At 64.3% G+C, this 21,956-nt stretch carries 20 protein-coding genes; 13 read left to right on the top strand and 7 right to left on the bottom strand.

Translation table 11 applies throughout. From position 1 onward, the window contains the following. The first annotated feature begins 11 nt into the window (after window positions 1–11). Window positions 12–659, top strand: coding sequence for a sigma-70 family RNA polymerase sigma factor (locus CATRI_RS03070; RefSeq protein WP_290219617.1), 648 nt, complete (start codon window positions 12–14; stop codon window positions 657–659). Continuing rightward, window positions 656–928: an anti-sigma factor gene (locus CATRI_RS03075; RefSeq protein WP_290219620.1), complete on the top strand. Its 273-nt coding sequence runs from the start codon at window positions 656–658 to the stop codon at window positions 926–928. The genes CATRI_RS03070 and CATRI_RS03075 overlap by 4 nt, the downstream gene beginning before the upstream one ends. 397 nt (window positions 929–1,325) lie before the next feature. On the opposite strand, the gene CATRI_RS13620 is transcribed toward CATRI_RS03075, so the two are convergent. Both CATRI_RS13620 and CATRI_RS03080 read right to left on the bottom strand, forming a co-directional pair. Beyond that, a complete protein-coding gene (locus tag CATRI_RS13620; RefSeq protein WP_096877815.1) occupies window positions 1,326–1,400 on the bottom strand; it encodes a 50S ribosomal protein bL37 in 75 nt (24 codons plus the stop codon). A 123-nt stretch (window positions 1,401–1,523) separates the two neighbouring features. Next, entirely contained in the window at window positions 1,524–1,784 is a 261-nt protein-coding gene (locus CATRI_RS03080; protein WP_047252515.1) for a WhiB family transcriptional regulator, read from the bottom strand. Between the two features lie 499 nt (window positions 1,785–2,283). Between CATRI_RS03080 and CATRI_RS03085 the strand changes: the two genes are divergently transcribed. Beyond that, on the top strand, window positions 2,284–2,715 hold the full coding sequence (locus tag CATRI_RS03085) for a hypothetical protein (protein WP_290219623.1): 432 nt from the start codon (window positions 2,284–2,286) through the stop codon (window positions 2,713–2,715). Here the strand turns inward: CATRI_RS03085 and CATRI_RS03090 are convergent. Together CATRI_RS03090 and CATRI_RS03095 are read right to left on the bottom strand one after the other, a co-directional pair. Then, on the bottom strand, window positions 2,712–3,929 hold the full coding sequence (locus CATRI_RS03090; protein WP_290219625.1) for an Rv3212 family protein: 1,218 nt from the start codon (window positions 3,927–3,929) through the stop codon (window positions 2,712–2,714). The genes CATRI_RS03085 and CATRI_RS03090 overlap by 4 nt on opposite strands. Next, entirely contained in the window at window positions 3,926–5,233 is a 1,308-nt protein-coding gene (locus tag CATRI_RS03095; protein WP_290219626.1) for a DEAD/DEAH box helicase, read from the bottom strand. Before CATRI_RS03095 ends, CATRI_RS03090 begins: the two co-directional genes overlap by 4 nt. Before the next feature lie 38 nt (window positions 5,234–5,271). Here CATRI_RS03095 and CATRI_RS03100 point away from each other — a divergent pair, with 38 nt between their 5' ends. The 8 genes from CATRI_RS03100 to CATRI_RS03135 are packed head-to-tail and all read left to right on the top strand — an operon-like array spanning window position 5,272 to window position 17,323. Then, window positions 5,272–5,499 carry a DUF3107 domain-containing protein gene (locus CATRI_RS03100; RefSeq protein ID WP_290219628.1) on the top strand — a complete coding sequence of 76 codons (228 nt, stop codon included), beginning with the start codon at window positions 5,272–5,274 and terminating at the stop codon, window positions 5,497–5,499. 6 nt (window positions 5,500–5,505) lie between these two features. Continuing rightward, entirely contained in the window at window positions 5,506–6,402 is an 897-nt protein-coding gene (locus CATRI_RS03105) for a DUF3152 domain-containing protein (RefSeq protein WP_290219630.1), read from the top strand. Beyond that, window positions 6,399–7,169 carry a TIGR02569 family protein gene (locus tag CATRI_RS03110; RefSeq protein ID WP_290219632.1) on the top strand — a complete coding sequence of 257 codons (771 nt, stop codon included), beginning with the start codon at window positions 6,399–6,401 and terminating at the stop codon, window positions 7,167–7,169. The genes CATRI_RS03105 and CATRI_RS03110 overlap by 4 nt, the downstream gene beginning before the upstream one ends. A gap of 3 nt (window positions 7,170–7,172) precedes the next feature. Next, window positions 7,173–10,232 carry an ATP-dependent DNA helicase gene (locus tag CATRI_RS03115; RefSeq protein ID WP_290219634.1) on the top strand — a complete coding sequence of 1,020 codons (3,060 nt, stop codon included), beginning with the start codon at window positions 7,173–7,175 and terminating at the stop codon, window positions 10,230–10,232. Further along, a complete protein-coding gene (locus CATRI_RS03120; RefSeq protein WP_290219636.1) occupies window positions 10,225–13,446 on the top strand; it encodes an ATP-dependent helicase in 3,222 nt (1,073 codons plus the stop codon). The genes CATRI_RS03115 and CATRI_RS03120 overlap by 8 nt, the downstream gene beginning before the upstream one ends. A 39-nt stretch (window positions 13,447–13,485) precedes the next feature. Then, window positions 13,486–14,562, top strand: coding sequence for a potassium channel family protein (locus CATRI_RS03125; protein WP_290219638.1), 1,077 nt, complete (start codon window positions 13,486–13,488; stop codon window positions 14,560–14,562). Next, a complete protein-coding gene (locus CATRI_RS03130) occupies window positions 14,559–15,281 on the top strand; it encodes an NAD(+) diphosphatase (RefSeq protein ID WP_290219639.1) in 723 nt (240 codons plus the stop codon). The genes CATRI_RS03125 and CATRI_RS03130 overlap by 4 nt, the downstream gene beginning before the upstream one ends. Further along, window positions 15,278–17,323, top strand: a complete 2,046-nt coding sequence (locus tag CATRI_RS03135) for an ATP-dependent DNA helicase UvrD2 (protein WP_290219641.1) — start codon at window positions 15,278–15,280, stop codon at window positions 17,321–17,323. Before CATRI_RS03130 ends, CATRI_RS03135 begins: the two co-directional genes overlap by 4 nt. Here CATRI_RS03135 and CATRI_RS03140 read toward each other — a convergent pair. Next, window positions 17,320–18,123, bottom strand: coding sequence for a hypothetical protein (locus CATRI_RS03140; RefSeq protein WP_290219643.1), 804 nt, complete (start codon window positions 18,121–18,123; stop codon window positions 17,320–17,322). The genes CATRI_RS03135 and CATRI_RS03140 overlap by 4 nt on opposite strands. 54 nt (window positions 18,124–18,177) lie before the next feature. Between CATRI_RS03140 and CATRI_RS03145 the strand changes: the two genes are divergently transcribed. Beyond that, window positions 18,178–18,705, top strand: a complete 528-nt coding sequence (locus CATRI_RS03145; RefSeq protein ID WP_290219645.1) for a M48 metallopeptidase family protein — start codon at window positions 18,178–18,180, stop codon at window positions 18,703–18,705. On the opposite strand, the gene CATRI_RS03150 is transcribed toward CATRI_RS03145, so the two are convergent. Continuing rightward, a complete protein-coding gene (locus CATRI_RS03150; RefSeq protein ID WP_290219647.1) occupies window positions 18,702–20,105 on the bottom strand; it encodes a zinc-dependent metalloprotease in 1,404 nt (467 codons plus the stop codon). The two genes, CATRI_RS03145 and CATRI_RS03150, sit on opposite strands and share 4 nt — an antisense overlap. An 81-nt stretch (window positions 20,106–20,186) precedes the next feature. Between CATRI_RS03150 and CATRI_RS03155 the strand changes: the two genes are divergently transcribed. Further along, window positions 20,187–21,254, top strand: coding sequence for a YlbL family protein (locus CATRI_RS03155; RefSeq protein ID WP_290219648.1), 1,068 nt, complete (start codon window positions 20,187–20,189; stop codon window positions 21,252–21,254). On the opposite strand, the gene CATRI_RS03160 is transcribed toward CATRI_RS03155, so the two are convergent. After that, entirely contained in the window at window positions 21,251–21,931 is a 681-nt protein-coding gene (locus CATRI_RS03160; protein WP_435384189.1) for a hypothetical protein, read from the bottom strand. The two genes, CATRI_RS03155 and CATRI_RS03160, sit on opposite strands and share 4 nt — an antisense overlap. Window positions 21,932–21,956: the final 25 nt, after the last annotated feature.

Consider the following 21,956-nt stretch of genomic DNA (forward strand, 5'->3'; position numbering starts at 1 on the left):
GAATGGTTCCCATGACAGCAACAGAGCTCGCCACCCGTTTCGAGGAAGAGGCACTGCCCTTGCTCGACCAGCTGTACGGCGGTGCACTGCGCATGACCCGTAACCCCACCGACGCCGAAGACCTCGTCCAAGAGACCTTCCTCAAGGCGTACAAAGCGTTTGATTCATTCAAACCAGGCACCAACCTCAAGGCGTGGTTGTACCGGATCATGACGAATACCTACATCAACACCTACCGCAAAAAGCAGCGGCAGCCTGCGCAGAGCTGGGATGAGGAGATCTCCGATCACCAGCTCTACACCACGAGTTCCCACGATTCGACTGGCCTGGAATCAGCCGAAGTTGAAGCGCTGAAGAACATGCCTGACGGCAAGATCGCCGAGGCTATGAACCAGCTGCCCGAGGATTACCGCATGGCCGTGTATTACGCCGATGTGGAGGGGCTGGCCTACAAGGAAATCGCCGAGATCATGGGCACGCCTCTGGGAACAGTAATGTCCCGGCTGCACCGGGGAAGAAAACAACTGCGCGAGGCGTTAAAGGAAGTAGCGCAAGAGCAAGGGATTGGTCTCGACCACCCCGATATGACTGACCAGCAGGACACCCAGCAGGACACTCAGCAGGACCCTCAGCAGGACACGGAAGCGAGCACCCGATGAACGCAGATCCCCACCGCAGCGGCGAAAGCTGTGACTGCAGCTGTGAGGACATCCAATCAAACTTGTGTGCCCTCTTCGACCCAGCTACCAGCCGGGAAGAAGCTCACGTCATCCTCGCTCAGATTGCTGCTTGCCCCGAGTGTGCCGGGCGACTGCAATCCGAGCATGAGATCCGGGCCCTGCTGAAGAAGTGTTGCACTGCCGAGGCCGCTCCCGTGACGTTGCGGCAGCGTATTTCCATGGAAATCCGAGTCACGCGCTTCGGCTGATTCCTCGCGACGCCTTGATCGCGACCGGAACGCTGGCCAGGCTCCAAAATCCCAGGTGGCGCTAGGCGTAGGCCGGAAAAGTGGCCTAAAAGTCGCGAGGAGGGCGTCGCGATCAGGTTGAGGGATAGAAGGGTGTTGGAGATCCATCCTCAGGACGCGATCGTGATTCTGAAACTTCAGAACCTTTGCCCGTAGCTAGGCCAGGACTGGAGCAGGACCCAAAACCGGCACTTCCTAACAACTTCGGGGTAAAGCCCCCTTCCAAACTGGCCAAGTTGTTAGGTAGTGCGGGTTTTGATCGACTCAGGGGCTTGACAACCTGCTTTGACCCGGAATCGACAAAGACCGTCCATCCCTCATCGGGGTGGACGGTCTTTTCGCCGTTTAACGTCCTAGTTTAGGAGTTGGGGCGCTTACCGTGGTTAGCGCCCTTCTTGCGGCGGTCCTTACGCTTACGACCACGCTTGCTCATGTGATTCTCCTTGGTGGTTGGATGTCAACTTTTAGTCAACTGTAGCGGTAGGGGCTCGTCGCGAGAAAATTGGCCTGGCTCAGGTTTATGGGGCAGGCCGGTTGCGGGTGTGCGAAGCGGGTGTTAGACCGCGACGCGGGCGCGGCCGCGTCCGCGGTTCTTGCGACGCTTAAGTGCGCGGCGCTCGTCCTCGGACATGCCGCCCCAGACGCCGGCGTCCTGGCCGGTTTCGAGGGCCCACTTCAGGCACATGGAGGTAACGGGGCAACGGTTGCAGACAACCTTTGCCTTAGCGATCTGGGTAAGTGCAGGTCCGGAGTTGCCGACGGGGAAGAAGAGCTCGGGGTCTTCGTCGCGGCAGACTGCTTCGTGGCGCCAATCCATGGGAAATTCTCCTTCAAAAGTTAGTTAAACGTTTTCAGCGCACACCATGAATAGACCGCCTGGAGGCGGTCAAAAAATCTTGCGCTAGCCACGGTGTCGGGCTCTGAGTCAACTCAGACTCCGCCTCGGTTCACGTGGCCTTAACCCCGTGGTGTGTCAGGGTTAATGGCCGGTTAAGGTGTCGGCTGTTTTTGCTACCCAGGAATAATGACACGTGAACGGTACGTGCGCTAGGGGTAAACCCCAAATTGTGCGAGACGTCACAGGGTTAGGCATGTTGTTAACTCGGCGAGGGGGTACTTGCAAGGATTTGAGGTCGTTGCAACAACTCTTCTGACCTGCGTAAATAATAATGTTTGCCGAAGCACTTTTCTCCTGGAAACGTCAAATTCTCAGGAATCGGATCGGTCAGCCAGCCCCCTCGGCCCGCTGAGGGAGGCTCCCCAGAGCTCACCCATGCGTACCCTAGGCCGTCCCCGGGCCTATAGACTCAGACACCGTGACGAACCAGAACAAGCGCCCCCTCCCTCCCGCCCCTCTTCGCTGGGGAGGCGTGATCGCCATTGCACAGTCCATTCTGGTGCTGTGTTTCGCGGCATTCCTTATCTATCGGGACGTCACTGATGCCGAGCAGACCTCTTTGATTAGCGAGAACAGCAACATCGGCTGGGTCGGTACTGGCACCGCGATTTACCTGCTCATCATTTTCGGGGCGATCATTGCCGCCGCGATCTCCATGATGCGCGGCCGCAAGTGGGGCCGCGGCCCGGTGGCGATGTGGGAGCTGATTCTCCTGCCCATCTCCTATTACATGTTCTCGGAGGGTGCGGCGCTCGCCGGGGCACTCTCCGCCGTCTCCGCGATCGCGGCGCTAGCTTGCCTGTTTAACCGCCAGTCCGTGGAATGGGCGGCGGCCTCTTACGGTCGCTAGGTCAGTCCGACGAGGCTGCCGCCTCGCTTTTCGACGATCGCGTCTCCCGCCACATTCAGCGACACCATTCCGTCGACCGTTTCACGGTCCACCGGGATGGTTTTATCTATTTTTCCCGCGTCCCAGTCGTAGACGGCGATGCCGTCGGCGACGGGGACGAGGAGGCGATCGCCGACAGCGGCTCCCGGACCCAGGGCCCCGTCGATGACATGGGAGATCTCCAGGGTGGAAGGGTGCAGCAGGTAAAGCCGCTCGCCATCGAACCACGTCATGTGGTGCGGCAAGTCCGCCACGACCGGGGCGAAGGCGGCGGTGCTGCCGGCGGCGTCGAGAAGCGGGGATCTGGCGACGTCTCGGCGCCAGATCTCTTTGCCTTCCTCGTTGACGCCGACGAGGTGGGGCGTTTCGCCCGGCACGTAGACTGCGGCGGCCTCCTGGGCGATCGCGATGACGCGGGCGCCGGGCGAGTCCAGTTCCATCTCGTGGAGGATCTCGGGCTTGCGGGATTCCTCCGGTGTGGCCTTGAGCAGGCGCAGCCAGGGCTTACCGTCACAGACGTCAGTGACCGCCAGCAGTTCGGTCCGGGTGAGGGCCGAAGTGATGGTGCAACCCGGATTGGGCTGGAGGTTGGGCTCCTGGATACCTTCAACCTCGCCGTACTCGATGGTACGAACCAGGTCGGAGCGCCACAGTTCGAGCCGCTGGGCGGAGACAGTGCCCACCCGATCGTTGGACGAAATTCCGACGACCTCATCGGGGGCTGGGGAGCTCCGCGTGTCGTCGTACTGACCCGTTGAGGCCGTGAGCGATACGACATCCCCGCATCCTGCGTTAGAACGATAGGTGATCACCACGTCTCCCCAGGCTGCGGCCACGGCGCAGACATCGAGATCACGTTCGTAGCGCCAGACTTCGTCGCCACCGGGATCGACAGCAACGACCGCTTGGTCATCGACGGTGATGACCAAACCACCCACCACTAGGGGCTGCCGCGAACCTGGCAGTGGCTGATCCGGACGGGCCCAATCGAGGGAGAGCTGCTCCGGGACTGTGGTGCGAGTATCTGGGGCCACGTACTCGGTGACGGCGGGGGAGAGGTGAGAGGAACGGATGGGCGCCGTGGCCCACACGCCAGCCACGGCCAACAAGCACACAGCCGTGATGGCGCCGGTAGCGATGAGGTCTCCGCGTGTTCGACGCAGGGGAGCGCTCATCGACGGCGAGGCCTTCCGCCGCGGTTTGGGGTCCGATTAGGTCGGGCGGGGCGAGTAGCAGCGCCGCCACCGAGCACCTTGCGTGGTGGCCCGACGGTTTCGCTCGTGCCCTCGGGAATATCCAAAGCCTCAAGAAGTTCGGGAGAGGTGGAAAACCACTGCGGGGGTTCCGGCGTTTCCAATCCGAGCTCGTCATTGATGGCCTGCCACTTCGGCAGCTCGTCATAGCCGACGAGGGTGACCGCGGTGCCGGAATGCCCGGCACGGCCGGTGCGGCCGATGCGGTGGACATACGTCATCGGGTCATCCGGGGTTTGGTAGTTGATGACGTGGGTGACGTCGTCGATGTCGATGCCGCGGGCGGCGACATCGGTCGCCACCAACAGGTCGATAGTCCCCTGGCGGAAGGCGTTGAGAGACTTCTCGCGAGCCGGCTGGCCCATGTCACCGTGGACGGCGCCGACGGCGAAACCGCGCTCCGCCAGCTGTTCTGCCACTTCCGCGGCCGTCCGCTTGGTGCGTGCGAAGATGATGGTCTTGCCGCGCCCGGTCGCCTGCACGATGCGGGCGGTGACGGCGGCCTTGTCCATGCGGTGAGCCTGGAACACCACCTGTCGGGTGGTCGAGTGGGTCTGCGCCGAACCGACCTCCTCCGCACGGATGTGCACGGGCTTGGTGAGGAAGCTGCGGGCCAGGGTGATGATGGGCCCCGGCATGGTTGCCGAAAACAGCATCGTCTGGTGCTCATGGGTCAAAGCCCGCAGGATCTTCTCAATGTCGGGCAGGAAGCCCAAGTCGAGCATTTCGTCGGCCTCATCCAGCACCAGCACGGCCACCTGGTCAAGGTGCAATTCCCCGCGGTTGTAGAGGTCAATGAGTCGACCCGGGGTACCCACGACCACATCCACGCCAGCCTCGAGGGCCGAGATTTGCTCCTCGTAAGGGCGACCGCCGTAGATGGTGACCAGTCGGACTGGCAACTTGGCGGCTGTGCGCTCCAAGTCCTCGCCGACCTGGACCGCGAGCTCCCTGGTCGGAACGATGACGAGCGCCCGGGGAGTGCCGTCGAGTTCCTTCACGTCGGCCGAATCGAAGACCCGGTCTAGCAGCGGCACGCCGAACCCCAGGGTCTTGCCCATGCCGGTGCGGGCTTGGCCGATGAGATCAACCCCATCGAGAGCCAGCGGAAGCGTCAGCTCCTGGATAGCGAAGGTATGGGTGATCCCGTGGGAGGCCAGCGCCTCGCAGATCTCTGCGGCCACGCCGAGCTCGGCGAAGGTCGGAGAGGAGTTTGATGCAGACACACCTTAGATACTACGGCCTCCCGTCTATGATGGACCGCATGGATATCAAGATCGGCTTTGCAGATTCTCCCCGCGAACTAGTGATCAACCTCGATTCGGACCAGGATGCGGTGGTCACCCAGGTCTACGAGGCCCTCAACGGCGACGCCGGCACCTTGCATCTGGTGGATTCCAAGGATCGTGCATACATCATCAACGTCAGCCGAATCGCTTATGTCGAGGTCGGCACCACGACCCATCGCTCCGTCGGTTTCGCCGGAGCTTAGTCATCCATGGCGAAGCGTTCCCGTGAATCCCTGTTCGTGAGCTTGGCTCGCGAGCTGGGTTGGCGCGCCTACGCCATTCCCGTTCTCGTCGTCATCACCATCTGGGTCCTCGTTGACGTGTTTACCGCCCCTTCCGAAGGTGAGATCACGGCCAACGGGGAGATGACTCCGACCGTGAGTTCCGGTTCCACGCATTCGCCGGGCAACTCCGGTCCCAACCCGGCCGATTTCCCCGCCCAGGCTCTGCCACCCACCGAGCTCCCACCCGGGGGACCTTATGCGGAGCGGGGCGATCGGACCTACCGCGTGGTGGGCACCCCCGGCATGAGGGCAGGACAGGGAACCGAGCTGACGATCACCTACGTCGTCGAGGTGGAAAACGGGGTGGACACCGCTGGTTCCGGCGGCGATGATGCCTTGTCCGCCCTGGTGGACGCCACGTTGTCTAACCCCAAGGGTTGGACCAATGATCCCCGGTTCCGCTTCGAACACGTCGCCGCCGACCAAGAGCCGGACATGCGTATCCAGTTGACCAGCGTGGACACTACGCACGCCATGTGCGGCAGCGACCTCGAAATGGAAACCAGCTGTCACATCAAACTCGATGAGGTGAGCCACGTGGTGATCAATGAGTCCCGCTGGGTGCGGGGCGCGACGACGTATAACGGCGACCTCGGCTCCTACCGCCAGTATCTGCTCAATCACGAGGTCGGCCACGGCATCGGCTACGCCGCACACGAGGCCTGTGGCAGTAATGGTGAACTGGCCCCGATCATGATGCAACAGACGTTGAGCCTGAATAACCGTGAGCTCCACAGCTTCAACCCGGACGAGGTCTACCCGGATAATTCCGATACCTGCGTCTTTAACCCCTGGCCCTACCCAAGGCCGGCGGTCCTGTGACTGGGGAGCACGCGGCGGTGGTCCCTACCCACGTCATTTCCGCTTTCCAGGGAAAGGAGGGGCGACCCGAGCGCGCCGGGCACGCGTGGGACCACGGGTGGCGGATCGGTTCGACCGTCTATGCCCGTTCCGGTCGGGTGTCCACCGGGTGGTCGGCGAAGCTGCGCACAACTCTCCAGGTGGAGGGCGTTCGCATTGCGCGTCCGATTCGTTCCACCGATGGCCGCTTTGTGGTGGCTGGGTGGAACGCCTCCACCCGGATTGATGGGGAGTTGGCCCGGCGGGTTGATGAAACGGTCGGGGTGGCCCTCCGGCTGGCGGATGCCCTGGCGGGGCAAACGCCGCCGCCCGAGCCTGAGGTGGAGGACCCGTTTGTCCTTGCGGATCGCCGTGCGTGGGAAGAGACGGCCGAGGAATACCGCCCGCTCACCGTCCCGTTGCAGGTCGGGCACGCTGATCTGTTGGCCACCACGATCTATCGCGGCACGCAGCCCCCGGCGATCACGGATCTCGTACCCTTCGGCGCGCTTCGTCCCCACGGATACACCGCCGCCGTGGTCATGGTTGATGGGCTCATCGCCGGAGCCGTCGACGACGCCGTCGTCGACCGTTTCCGGCATATCCCCGACATCGATCAGCTGCTCCTGCGGGCAGTTGCTTATCGACGCCACCTCAATGACCTGCACCCCGACGCGACATCGAACGCTCGTTCCCATATTCGACGGGTGGAGGATGTTCTCATGTTGAAGCTGGCTGACAAACTATAAGGCATGTCGACACCTGACCCGATGTATGCCGTGGACCCGAAGGTCCGGTTGGTTCCTCGCCAAAGAAATGTGCCGGACCGCGACTGGCCTTTCGACTTACCCGCCGCGGGTACGTGGCGGGTCACGGGCCAGGCCGGTTCCGGGGTCACCAGTCTGCTCATCGATACGGTCGTGGCGCGCCTGAATACTCCGGGGGTGGACCCCTCCGGTGTTCTCGTCGTTGCTGCCTCCAAAGAATCGGGCGCCCGGATTCGCCGCGAGCTCAATGATCGCTTGGCTGGAACCGACTTCGCCTCCGAAGCCCCGCTCGTTCGCTCGGTACATTCCCTGGCTTTTGCCCTGCTGCGGGAGGCCTCGGAGGATCCCATTCGCCTGATCACGGGCGCTGAGCAAGACTCCGTGATCCGCGAGTTACTGCACGGCCAGGCAGAGGACGGTCGGGGGAAGTGGCCGGGCGAAATTCGCCCCGCACTGACCTTTGTCGGCTTTGCCCGTCAGTTGCGTGATTTCCTCTTGCGCTCGGCGGAGCGGGGTCTGTCTCCGGAGCGCTTGGAGGCGTTGGGCGCGCAGCATGGCCGCCCCATGTGGGTAGGGGCCGGGGATTTCCTGCGGGAGTATGAGCAGACTCAGGCGCTGTCGGCAGCTTCGAGTTACACCAGCTACAGTGCCTCCGAGCTGGTGGGAGCGGCATTGGAGAAGGGTGTGACGCCGCGCTGGCACACCCTCATCATCGATGATGCGCAGCACCTTGACCCCACCTCCGCCACGCTGTTGAGCAAGCTCATTCCCGGCACCGAGCTCACCGTCGTCGGTGGCGACCCGGAACAGTCTGTCTTCCACTTCCGCGGTGCTTCCCCGGATTTCCTCGAGGATTTCCCGGCGGAACATGAGCTCGACCTGGGGGAGAGCAGGCGCATCCCGCACCGCGACGTTGTCATCGTTGATACCCGCACCACCCAGCACGATCTCATCGCGGATACCTTGCGCCGTGCTCACCTGCTCGAAGGCGTCCCGTGGTCGGAGATGGCCGTCATTGTCCGCTCGACCGGTCAGATCGCGACCGTCCGGCGCGCCCTCCTCGGGGCGGGGGTGCCGGTGCATCTCAACCCGACCGATGTGGTGTTGGCGGAGCAGCGGATCGTCGCCAATCTTTTGCTCGGCATCCGGGCGCTGACGGAGCCGCTCAGCCCTTCTGAGCTGGAGGATCTCATCCTCGGCCCCATTGGTGGGGCCGACCCCGTCACCTTGCGCCGCCTCATCCGTGGCCTGCGCCGTTTCGACCCGGAGAAACGCGGCCGAGTCACCCTCGCGGACCTTCTCACCCCGGAGGCCGTGCTCCCGGACTTCGGCGACCTGCTCACCGAGCGTGAACAGCACATCCTCCTGCGCATCCGGCGGGTGCTCGACGCCGGCCGCGGCGTGCTCGATTCCCACGGCAGCGTGGAGGAGGTCTTGTGGTCCGTGTGGTACGCCACCGGCTTGGCCGATCACCTCCTCGCCGCCTCTTTGCGCGGCGGAGTCACGGGTTCGCAGGCCGATCGAGATTTGGATGCGGTGATGTCGCTTTTCGACGCCGCCGGTGACTATGCCGAGCGTCGCCCAACCGGAAGCCTGCACGGCTTCCTCGCCACGATCACCGAGCAGGAACTGCCTACCGGTGTCCGCGATCGGCGATCCGCCGTGCCCGACGCCGTCGCGTTGCTCACCGCGCATGGCACCGTGGGCAGCCAGTGGCACACGGTCGTTGTCGCCGGGGCGCAGGAGGGAGCGTGGCCCTCGCTGGGTGAGACCGGTTCTCTGTTTGACCAGGAGGAACTTGTCGAGCTTCTCGATGCCGACGTCGACCCCAACCTCCCCATCTCCCACACCCCCGATCGGCTCAAGGAAGAGCGCCGGCTCTTCCACGTTGCCACCAGCCGCGCAACCCATTCTTTGCTGCTCACAGCCATCTACGCGCCGGACGCCGACGACGTTACCGAGCCCTCGCGCTTCGTCGCCGAGTTCTGCTCGGCTCATGGGATGCAAGCGCGGCGCTACGCCAGCGACCCGAGGGACACCGGCCAGGACTATGAACCCCTGCGCGTGCGCCTGCTGTCGACGTCCGCCCTCCTCGCGGAATTACGGCGGTCGGTGTGCGATCCACACGCCCGGAGCGATGTCCGCCAGCAGGCCGCCCGTCAACTCGCCCGATTGGCGCAGGTCGGGGTGCCCGGGGCTGACCCAGATCAGTGGTGGACCACCACGGAGCCTTCGACCAGCTCGGCGCTGCCGCGCGTCCGGGCGCTGTCCCCCTCCCGCATTGAAGGACTTCTCACATGCCCGCTGCGGGAGGTCGTCGGCAAGCTGTGGGAGGAGGAAGAATCTCCCATTGCGCTCACCCGCGGCAACCTGGCTCACTACTACTTGGAGGCCCTGGGCCGGGGAGTCGACCCGGAGGTAGCCCAGAAGATGGTCGAGTCGGGGTTCGCCGAGATCCTCGATGACCCGGAATGGCGAAAGGACACCGCGGCGGAGGACTTCACCCGGCTCCTCGAGCGCACCCGGCGATGGCTGGAGGCGCACCAGGTGGCCCATGACCTGGTCGGGGTTGAGGTGCCTCTCGACGTCGAGGCGGTGGCGGGCGTACGCGTCGCCGGGCGCATGGACTTGTTGAGCCAAGAAAAGAACGGCGGCTACAAGGTCGTGGACCTGAAGACGGCGCGCACCGCGATCACGAAGAAGAAGCTGGCCGAGCATGCCCAGCTCCTGGCTTATGAGCTTGCCCTGGGCAAGGGGGCGCTGGTGGACGGACACGTAGTCGACGCACCCACCCCAGCCGACGCCCTGCAGGTCGCGTCCGGGGTCCTGCTCTATCCCGGGACCGATACGGTAAAGATCACCGACCTGGAACAGGCCGCCCGCACCGAGGAGGAACTGGAAGAGTTCGCCGCCCTGCTTCCGCCGCTGGTAGACGAGATGACCGGGCCGCTGCTCACCGCCCGGGTCAATGAGCATTGTTCCTCTTGCCAGATCCACGCTATTTGCCCGGTCCGAAACGAAGGGAAGCTGACCATCGATGCCTAATGCAATCAGCCCGGAACTTCTTTCCGGGGTCTTAGGGCAGAAACATCGGCCGACGAAGCAGCAGTCCGCGATCATCGGTGCGGACCCGGGGCCGTTGCTCGTCGTGGCGGGCGCCGGAGCGGGCAAGACGGAGACGATGGCCGCGCGGGTCGTTTGGTTGATCGCGAACCAGATTGTCACCCCGGACCAGATTCTCGGACTGACGTTTACCCGCAAGGCCGCCCAGGAGCTCAGCGCGCGTATTCGGGGGCGGCTGCAGACCTTGGCGGAAACTCCTAAGGTCCGTGACCTCGACCCCAGCGGCACTCTCGCCGATGACCTGGTCAACCTCACCCCGACCGTTGCCACCTACGATGCCTACGCCGCCCAGCTGGTGCGTGAGTATGGGCTCCTCGTGCCGGTGGAGCCCGCCAGCCGCATGATCACCGCCGCTGAGCTGCACGGCATCGCCTACCAGGTGGTGAAGGATTATCGCGGCCAGCATTCAGCGACCGGCCAGGCGGGGACAGTGACTGAAAGGCTGCTCAAGCTCATCACGGACATGGGCAATAGCCTCGCCACCCCGGAGGAGGTCATCGACGAATCCCTCGCCTTCATCAAGGAATTGGAGTCTCTGCCGCCCTACGGCAAAAAGCCGGATGACTACTTCACCAAAGACCAGCAGAAGTGGATCAAGGCGCAGCGCGAGCGCATCGACCAATTCCCCTTGGTGCGGCAACTCCAGGAGGAGCTCGCCAGCCTCGGCGTGACCACCTTCAATGAACAGATGTCGGTGGCCGCACGCCTGGCGTCGACCCACCTGTCAGTGGGCGAGTCCCAGCGCCGCCGCTTCAAGGTCGTCATGTTGGACGAGTATCAGGACACCTCCCATTCCCAGCGAGTGCTGCTGACCAGCCTCTTTGGCGGGCAAACCGACGTCACGGTCACCGCCGTCGGCGATCCCATGCAGGCGATCTACGGCTGGCGGGGCGCAACCTCGGAGAACCTCAAGGAGTTTGTCAACGATTTCCCCCTGGATCCCATCACCGGCCAGCCCGCCCCAAAACGCCAGTTGACGACTTCCTGGCGAAACCCCGCCGAGGTGCTGCGCTTGGCCAACCACGTCAGTAACGAACTGCTGGGAGTAGGCCCAGATCGGCCCGTCGAGGAGCTGACACCCCGCGACGGAGCGCCGAAGGGGCGGGTCGCCCTGGGTTACTTCGCCACCGCCGAGGACGAGGTCAACGCCGTCGCCGACCTGCTGCAAGAGCAGTATCTGCACACCCAGGGAGAGAAGTTCACCGCTGCGGTGCTCGTGCGCAAGAACAAACACACTGCCGCAATCGCCCGGGCCCTGGAAAACCGCGGCGTGCCCTATGAGATTTTCGGGCTCGGCGGGTTGCTCTCATTGCCCGAAATTGCAGATCTGGTAGCCATCGCCACCATGCTCATCCGCCCACAGAACACTCCGGCGGCCTTGCGGATCCTCGCGGGCCCCAGCGTGGGGCTTGGCTTGGCGGACCTCGTTGCCCTGCGCGATCGCGCGCGCAACCTCACCGCGGGAGCCGATAAGGATCAACGCAGACCGCACCTGGGGGAGGACCTTCCCCCGGAGGATCGCCTGCGCGCCCAGGTCGACGCGATCCTGGCGGACCCACCGGAGCAGATCGCCGGGCTCACCGACGCGGTGGCCGATCTGGGAGAGCGATCCCGCTACTCCGCCGAGGGCGTGCGCTGCCTGGAAGCTCTGAGCAGCAGACTGCGCACGCTGCGGAAATACAGCCTGCCTAAGTCGCTGCCCGATCTGTTTAGCGATATCATCGACGTCTTTGGCATCCGGACGGAGGTATTGGCGCGCCCGAACTCGGTGGGATCCGTGCACTTAGATGCCTTCCTCGACTCGGTGGCGTCCTACCCGGGAGACAGCCTGGCCGGCCTGCTCGACTACTTCGAATTGGCCCGCGAGCATGAGGACGGATTGGCTCCAGGGGATGCCGTGGTCAAGGAAGATCGCGTGCAAATCATGACCGTTCACAAGGCCAAAGGCCTGGAGTGGCACACCGTCAGCGTCCTACACGCCGACAAGAACACCTATCGGGGCAACACCGAGACCTTCCTCACCCAGTCCGCACGCATCCCCGACGCGGAGGTGGATACCACCGAGGCTGAGAACCGTTCCCAATTTTCAAAAATCTACGAGGAATACCGGGAGGAAAAGAAGTCGGAGCTAGCCGAGGAGAATGCTCGCCTGTTTTACGTGGCACTCACCCGCGCGGAAGAAAACCTCATCGTCACCGCTTCCCCCAACGGGCAGCGGCCGGGCCCCTATGAACACTTGGAAGGCCTGAAAGGCCTGAAGGGCCCGGAAGGTCTGGCACATGGCATTGAGGTGCTGGCCTGGGAGGTGGGGGACGCGGACGTCGATAAGCAAGAGCCGGAACCGGCGGAAACCGGGACCTTCCCCTACATGCACGCCGAGGCCAACGCCATAGCCGGGGCGGAGTTGGTGCGGGCAGCGATGGCAGCGCCGCCAGCCGTGACCCCGGGCGAGACCTTCGATTTTTGGGAGCAGGAGACCACCGCGCTCATCGAGGAGCAGGAAGCGCTGCGGGCCCCGACCGTGGACGTGGAGTTGCCGGGCGAGCTGACGGCCTCTGACCTGGTGGCATTGCGGGCGGATGCACAGCAGTTTGCCAAGCGCCAGCGTCGGCCGGTGCCGTTCAAGCCGAACAGCTTTGCCAAGCGCGGAACGGCCTTCCACCAGTGGTTGGAGGACCGATTCGGGGCAACGGCCCTGTTGGATGAAGACCAGCTGCCGGGCATCGACGAGGATACGCTCGACCCGGCGGAACTGGATGACCTTAAGGCGGCCTTCGACCGCAGCGAGTGGGCGGAGCGGACGCCTGAGCAGGTGGAACAGCCCTTCGAAGTGAGCATCGGCGATACGGTGGTGCGCGGTCGGATGGATGCCGTGTTCCGCGACCCCGATGACCCGACGGGGTGGATGATCGTGGATTGGAAGACTGGCCGCAAGCCGACGGGGGAGGACCGGCAGGCCGCCGTCATCCAGTTGGCGGTGTATCGGGAGGCGTGGGCGCGCATCATCGGGACGGCGGAGCCGATCCGGGCGGCGTTCCACTACGTTGCCACCGGCGAGACCTTCGAGCCGCGCGACCTACCCGATCGGGCCAGGCTGGAAGCGCTGTTGGATTCATCGACCGGTGGAAACGACTAGGGTTAGCGCGGTAGATGCAGATTCAAGCAAGGAGTAGGCATGCGAGATCGGATTCGGGACAGGTTCAGCGGTGACGCTGAGCTGAGCAAGATGCCCGACCATACTTTGCTGGGAATCATCAACATCCCCGGCGAGGTCGCGGCCAGCCCCTGGCTGCTCATCGGGCGGCGCATTCTCTACGCCTTCGCGCTGCTGTTTTTGGTGGCCGGTATTGTCTACGTCGATCGCGGAGGATACTCGGAGAGCCTGACATTCATCGATGCCTTTTACTATTCGGCTGTCTCGCTGTCGACGACGGGCTACGGCGACATCACGCCGGTGACGCAGTCGGCGCGTTTGATCAACATCATCATCATTACCCCGATCCGCATTGCCTTCGTTATCCTCCTGGTCGGCACGACCCTATCGGTGCTGACGGAGAATTCCCGCAAGACCCTGCAGATCCAACGTTGGAGGAGAACCGTGCGTAACCACACCATCGTCATTGGCTACGGCACGAAAGGCCGCTCCGCCGTGTCCGCGCTCCTGGCCGACGGCGTTCCGGCCAGCCAGATCGTGGTCATTGATACGGACAAGGCCTCGTTGGCGCGCGCCGAGCACCAGGGTTTGGTCACCGTGTCGGGCAATGGAACCAAGGCGGAAGTGCTCAAGATCGCCGGGGTCACTCGCGCCCGGGCCGTCGTCGTGGCTCCTAACTCCGACGACACTGCCGTGCTGGTCACCCTGTCAGTCCGCGAGATCGCCCCCTCGGCAATGATCGTCGCCAGCGTGCGCGAATCCGAGAACCAACACCTCCTCGAGCAATCGGGCGCGGACTCGGTGGTCATTTCCTCGGAGACCGCCGGCCGCCTCCTTGGCTTGGCCACCGTGACGCCGACCGTGGTGGAGATGATGGAAGACCTGCTCAGCCCCGACGAAGGCTTCTCCGTGGCGGAGCGCCCCGTCGGCGAGGACGAGGTCGGCGCGAACCCCCGCCACCTTGCGGACATCGTGCTCGGCCTGGTTCGCTCTGGCGAGCTTTACCGTATCGATTCCCCCGAGGCTGAGACCGTGGAGCCGGGCGATCGCCTGCTCTACATTCGTCGCGTGACTGGGGAGGACGTGAAGCGTCCGTGAGGGACTACCTTCCCGTCGACCCGACCGGGCACGTCCCGGTCGATGCCGCCGACCGTGCGGTTCGCTTATCGACGCCCCCCTCACCCGCAGGTCCGGCCGTCCACCTCGGCGGTGGGCGGTGGGCCGTCCGCGTCGCGGACGTCTCCGCCTACGGCGAGCGCGTCCGCGACGCCCGCTTCTTCGGCCATGATCGGGAGGTATCGCGGGCCATTGCGTTGTTGCGCCACCGTGACGGCTACTCTTTCGATCCCGTCGACGGCAGTCCGCTGACTTTCGATGACGAGGGCATCCGCGCCGCTGGTGCCTCCGGGCGGCCACTGTTTCCCCGAGTAAACCCGGCGGTGATTGGCCTCGTGCACCTGGCGGGCGCAGAGCGGATTCTACTGGGCCGCAACGCCGCGCGGGGTAGCTACTTCTCCCTCATCGCCGGATACGTCGACGCCGGGGAAAACCTGGAGGAGGCCTTCGCCCGTGAGGTGTGGGAGGAGGTGGGTCGCCGAGTTACGGACGTGACTTACTGGGGGAGCCAGCCCTGGGCGATCAGTGGTTCGCTCATGGTGGGGTTCACGGCGATCACCTCCGATCGGGAGGCGGTCGGTGGGACCGATGGTGAGATCATCGAAACGCGCTGGGTCAGCCGCGAGGAACTCGCTGATCTGCCCCTGGCCCCACCGGGTTCCATTGCGCACGCGATGATTAGCGATTGGAGGGACTCATGATCGACCTGCACGAACTTGATGATGACCAACGGGTCGCCGCCACCGCCCCCCGCGGCCCCGTGTGCATCCTCGCTGGTGCCGGGACCGGAAAAACCCGTACTATTACCTACCGCATTGCACACCTCATCGACCAGGGATTTGTCAGCCCCAACCGCGTGCTAGCGGTGACGTTTACTTCCCGGGCGGCCGGGGAGATGCGTCATCGCCTTGGCCTCATGGGTATCGGCGGGGTCCAGGCGCGCACCTTCCACGCCGCCGCCCGCCGACAATTGTCCTACTTCTGGCCGCAAGTCGCCGGCTCCCTGCCCTGGAAGCTACTGGATAACAAGTTTCCCCTGGTGGGCCGGGCCGCGCGCTCCGTCGGCGTGGAATCCTCGAAGGAGAACGTCCGCGACCTCCTCAGCGAGATCGAGTGGGCGAAAGCCACCCTCATCAGTGCGGACCAGTACGTCGAATCCACGGCTAACTCCGATCGCACCCCGCCCGTCCCGGCGGAGAAAGTTGCCGAGGTCTACCGGCGCTACGAGGCATCCAAGTTAACCGAAGACGGCATCCTCCTCGACTTCGATGACCTGCTCCTCCACGTCGCCGCCGCCTTGGAAAACGCCCCCGGCGTGGCCGAGGAATTCCGTGAGCAGTATCGCACCTTCGTCGTCGACGAGTACCAGGACGTCACACCCTTGCAACAACGGGTGCTCCAGGCCTGGTTGGGGGAGCGCGATGACCTCACCGTCGTCGGGGACGCCAACCAGACCATCTATTCCTTCACCGGCGCGACGCCCAACTACCTGTTGGACTTCTCGCGGACCTATGACAACGCGACCGTCGTCAAGCTGCAGCGGGACTACCGCTCCACTCCGCAGGTGACGGGAATGGCTAACACTGTCATTTCGAAGGCGACCGGACGGGTGGCTGGCACGCGCCTGGAATTGGTCGGCATGCGGGCCCCGGGGCCGCAGCCCACCTTCAACGCCTACGACGACGAACCGACCGAGGCCCGCGAGGTCGCCGGGCAGATCCTCAGCCTGCTCAACCAGGGCGTGCCCGCCAGCGAAATCGCCGTTCTCTACCGCATCAACGCCCAATCGCAGGCGTTTGAGCAGGCGCTCGCCGACGCCGGCATTGTCTACCAAGTCCGCGGCGGCGAAGGTTTTTTCAACCGGAACGAGGTTCGCCAGGCCATCAGCGAGCTCGTCCGCGCTACCCAACGCACCGATCTCCCCGACGATCCCGTCGCCGTCTCCCGCGCGGCACTGGCACCCCTGGGGCTCACGCCGACGGAACCGGAAGGTGCGCAGGCCCGGGAGCGCTGGCAGTCGCTGCACGCGCTCGTCGACCTCATCGAGGAGATCGTCCGAGCGACCCCGGACCTCGACCTCACCGGGGTGCTCGGGGCGTTACGCCAGCGCGCGGAGGCCAAGCACCCGCCGACCGTCGAGGGCGTCACCCTGGCCAGCTTGCACGCGGCGAAGGGCTTGGAATGGGACGCCGTATTCCTCGTCGGACTCGTCGAAAACACGCTGCCCATTAGCCACGCCATCAAGGCCGGCGAGCACCAGGTCGAGGAGGAACGTCGCCTGTTCTACGTCGGCATTACCCGCGCGCGGGAGCATTTGCACCTGTCCTGGGCGCTGGCGCGGCAAGAAGGCGGCCGCAAATCCCGCAGCCGCACCCGCTTCCTTGACGGAATCGTGCCGGAGCTAGAGATCGAGAAGGTCCCCGCGCGCACCGTTCGCCCCAAGCGCTGCCGGGTGTGCGGACAGCCCCTGGCAACACCCGCGGAGAAGGTGCTGGGCCGACACGAAGGCTGCCCCTCAGGCGCGGACGAAGCCGTCTTTGAGACGCTGCGCGCCTGGCGCTCCGAAGTCGCCCGCGAGAACAACGTCCCCGCCTACCTGATTTTCTCCGATGCCACCCTCATGGCGGTCGCCGAAGCAGCACCGCAGGACGAACCCGAACTGCTCGAGGTCCCCGGCATCGGCCCCGTCAAAGCCGAGCGCTTCGGCGCGGACCTGCTCGCCCTGCTCGATTCCTTCCGCTAGAAACAGACCGGGCAGCGGGGGTGGGTGCCCCACACGGCCTCCTCGTCCATCCCATAAGGATCAATAGTGAAGGTCTGGCCAGGTGGCGGGGCCTGCCCGCGCAGCATATCGAGCGTGACCACCGCCAACCGCACCGCCGTCGCCGCCACCACCACGGGGTCCGGAGCCACCGGCCCACCCGGCAGTTGCGTGACCACGCGGTGCCAAAACTCATCCTGGTCCGTCCGGTGCAGATCGACGCAGAGCGGACACGCCCCGCGGCTTGTTACCCGCACGGGACCTACCACCCCCCGCTTATCGACGATCGCCCCACTCACCCACGTGCGCGCACAGCGCGCTAAGGCGGGCGCCATCACCCGGGCATGCGCCAAGCGATCCACCACGAGGACAGGACCGCTGACGTCGGTCTTTGCCAGGTAAGAAAGTTCCGACTCGCCCCTCACGGGCGTGCGCACCCGCACCCCGGACTCTTCGAGTAGCGAGGAGGTGGTTACCGCCAACGCCCCGCGCCCTAAGAGGACAACAGATTCCGCCCGCACCGGGACGAGGATCTCGAAGGCCAACAGATCATCGACGAGGCTGCGGGCGGCGGCCAGCGATAAGCCCAGCGTGCTCAAGTGATGAACCACCTGGGCCACCGTGTGCGGTTTGCGAGTCTTTAACAATTCCGACACCACCAGCGGCGCCTGGGCGAGTTCCACCACCCCGGAGCGCGTGGCATCAAGACCAAACTGAACCGCCCTCTGCCCCCGCAGGAACACATGCGCCCCCGGTGCCAGCCGCACTCGCAGCTCGGACATGCCGCATCACCCTTCCCCCTCGCACACATTCGACCACAGATACAATGCGCTGTCATGCCCACTGAGTTCGCTGCGTCCGCCGAGTTCGCCGAGATCGAAGTTATTCGCTCCGCCCGCCGCACCCGCACGGTCCAGGCACGTCAGGTGGGGCAGAAGATTATCGTGCGAATCCCCGCCCGCATGAGCGCGGCGGAAGAAAAGAAGGCCGTGGCTAGCATCGTGGACCGGCTGCGGCACAAGACCACGAGCTCGCACACCTCAGATGAGGACCTGCAGGCACGGGCTGAGGCGCTCAACAATTCCGTGCTGGAGGGTCGGGCGACAGTCGGATCGATCCGCTGGGTGGCCAACCAGCAACGGCGTTGGGGATCGTGCACCCCTTCTACCGGGGACATCCGCATCAGCGATCGGCTCAAGGACGTTCCCAGCTACGTGGTGGATGCGGTCATCGTCCATGAATTAACCCACACCTTCATCCCCGGCCACGGGCCAGAGTTTTGGGTGTGGGCAGACAAAGTGCCCAAGGCCGAGCGGGCCAAGGGCTACCTTGAGGCGTACCAGCGGTTGACGGGGACCGCTTAAGAGTCCTTGCCGTCGGGGTCCTGAGGATCTTGGGGATCGTCCTTCTCAACTTCCCCGCGGAGCATTTCCTCCAGTTTGGCAAACTCTTCATCAAAGCCATCATCGCCGCCCTCATCGAGCAGGCCATCGATGAACTCGGCGGAGTTGTCCAGGTGCTCGGCCAGGGGCATGAAGTCCGGATGCTCCCAAATCTTGTCGCGACGTTCCTGGCCCACGGCAACGTCAACGCGGCGCCACAGCTCCACGGCTTCGGTGATCTTCGGGGCATTGAGCTCGATGCCGACGATCTTGGCGAAGGCCTGCTCCGCCGATCCGCCGGACGCACGGCGGCGTCGCCACGCTTCCGTCATCGGCACCGTCGCAGGCATCCTCTCCGCCAAGGCATCGGTGACAACGTACTCCACCCAGCCCTCGACCAGTGCCAAAAGCGTCTCCAGGCGGGAGGCCGCCGCAGCATTGCGGGAAGAGATGCGGGGAGACAAGTCCTTGCCCTGCAGGCGCTGCATGGCGTCGTGGAGGGCAGCCGGATCGCCGGTCTCGATGTTGAGCTCGCGGGTCGCCTCCTCAATGTGAGAAGTGTCAATCACCAGCCCCGCCGCGTATTCCTCGACGGAGGCGACGATGCGCTCGACCAACCACGGCACGTGGCGGTACAGGCGCTGGCGGGCCGATTCCCGAGCCGCGACGTAGACGATGACCTCTTGAGGCTTAATATCCAGGTCCTTGGCCGCGGAGGAAATGTTCGCGGGCAGCAGCGCCGTAACGTCCGTCGGGGCGACGGGCAGGCCGAAGTCAGAGCCGGTGAGCGCCTGGGACGCCAAGTCACCGAGGGCATTTCCCAACTGCATACCGAAGTTCATGCCGGAGAGGGAATTCATCACCTGCAGCATGGGGCCGGCCATCTCGCGGGCCTGCTCCGGCAGGGACTCAATCTGCGCTTCGTTCATATGCTCGGCGACGGGGGTGACCAGGCGCTTCCACATCGGCAGGGTCTGGGTGAGCCAATCCTCCGCATTCCACGCGAGGACTCGACCGCCCGAAGCTGGCAAGTCGGTGGAATTATCCAGCCACAGGTCAGCGAGGCGAACAGCCTCCTGCACCGCGTTGGCATCCTGCTCGCGCACCGGCTTCTGCGCGCCAATCTGCTGGTTGGCAATGCGCTCAGCGAGCTTGTAGTTCACTGCCTCAGAATTTTCGGGGGAGTTCATCGTGGAACCCATGCCCGAGAGCATCTGTCCGAACTGGTTAAGCATGTCGCCTAGACCGCCGGAGCCCTGCCCGCCGGCATCACCGGGGGAGCCGAAGCCAAACGCCTCAAAAGGATTCTGCTCGCGGCGCCGCTTCTCATCGTCCTCATCGTCAGAATTACCAAAGTTAAAGCCAAATCCGCCTGTATTCATGTCCCCAATCTACCGGCGCCCACCGGAAAACGGCCATGGTAGTAGAAACGCTGACAGCGAACACAGGTACCCTGGCTCTCCGTGAACCGTCCTCGCCGCCGCCTCCACACCCTCGCCTGGGGATCCATTCCGGTGCTCGCCCTCCTCGCACTGGTCTCTCTGGACCACGTTCCGGGCACCCAGATCTCCCTGACCGTGCCCTATGCGGCGGAAGGTCCGGGACCCATCTTCGACACGCTTGGCGACGTCGACGGCGTCCCCGTCGTCGAGATCGATGGCTCCGGCGAACCCGTCGACCCAACCTCGGGTCAACTGCAGATGACCACCGTCTCGGTGCGCACCAACATGACCCTGGCGCAGGCGATGGGCCGGTGGCTGACCACCGATGACACCCTCGTGCCCATTGAGCAGATCTTCCCGCCCGACCTCACCCAGGAAGAAGTAGAGCAGTCGAATAAGCAGGCGTTTAGCTCCTCGGAGGCCTCCGCGACGGTAGCCGCCATGAATCACTTGGGCCGACCAGTGCAGGTCGTCGTGGCGGACACGGTGGAAAATTCCGCGGCCGTGGGAGTGCTCGACAGCGGGGATATCATTACCGGCGTAGACGGCCAGACCGTTGATCAGCCCGGCCAGGTGCAGGATAAGGTGCGCGCGAAGAAACCCGGCGACTCGGTAGACCTAGAGTTGTTGCGCGATGGACAGCCGGAGGCGGTCACGGTGACGCTGGGGGAAACCCCCCAGGACCCGTCCGTGCCAATGCTCGGCATCCTCATGAACTCCGAACCCACCGACGGCATCGATGTCTCCTACAACCTGCAAGACGTCGGCGGTCCCAGCGCCGGGATGATTTTCTCCCTGGCGGTGATTGACAAACTCTCGCCCGGTGAGCTCAACGGCGGCCGCAACGTCGCCGGTACCGGCACCATCTCCGAAGACGGTACGGTCGGGCCGATTGGCGGCATCGTGCACAAGGTGCGAGCCGCCCAGGAGGACGGTGCCGAATTGTTCTTGGCCCCCGCTGCGAACTGCTCAGAAGCGACGAGCCGCGACCACGGTGACATGGTGATTGCCAAGGTATCCACCCTCGACGAGGCCATCACCGCGATGACCGATTTCGCCGCCGGCCGCGACGTCGCTACCTGCTCCTAGGAAGCGTCTTCGGTCGGTTCCGTCGGTTCCTTCGGAGCTGAGGAGGTGCGCTCCGCCAGACCCAGCTCGTAGATCTTCTTCTCCGGGTCCTCCCGGTCAGAAGACACCATCTGCTGCATGACCAGGCCCTTATCATTGTCCACTACCGTGATCACCGCCGTCGTTCCCAACGTCGACCAACCCACGACCCGAGTGCCGGTATCCTCCACCACCCGCGAGCTCCGCAGTTCGGTCAGCAGCTGTGTCGTCGACGCCGCCTTCGACTGCGAATCAAAGAATTGAAACTGGCCGACCTCCGTGCCCGAGCACTCGTAGGCGTCATTGATCCCGCTCGGATTACACGAGTCAAAATGCTCAAACAGTGAGGCCGGCGCCAGCGAGCCAAAGAGTTTCTGGGCTTCCGCCACGTCCTTGGGCAGCCCGTTCTTCTTCGAAGAACTCGCCGTCGTGCTTGCCGACGCCGTCGTATCCTCTACCTCTGCCGAGGTGGTCGTCGTCTCAGCGGACTGCTGCGACTGCGACGTTGTCGCCGAGGCCGTCTCCGAGGGAGCGGGCGTGGGATCGCCCTCTTCATTGTTATTGCCACACGCGACTAACCCCGCACTCAACGCAACGCAAGCGGCGAGAACAGAAAGGCGGGCAGTGGGGAAGTGGCGCACGACGGGGATACTCCTCAGGGCTGATCGAGAGACGTCCCGGCCA

Source organism: Corynebacterium atrinae (genome assembly GCF_030408455.1).
GTDB lineage: Bacteria > Actinomycetota > Actinomycetes > Mycobacteriales > Mycobacteriaceae > Corynebacterium > Corynebacterium atrinae.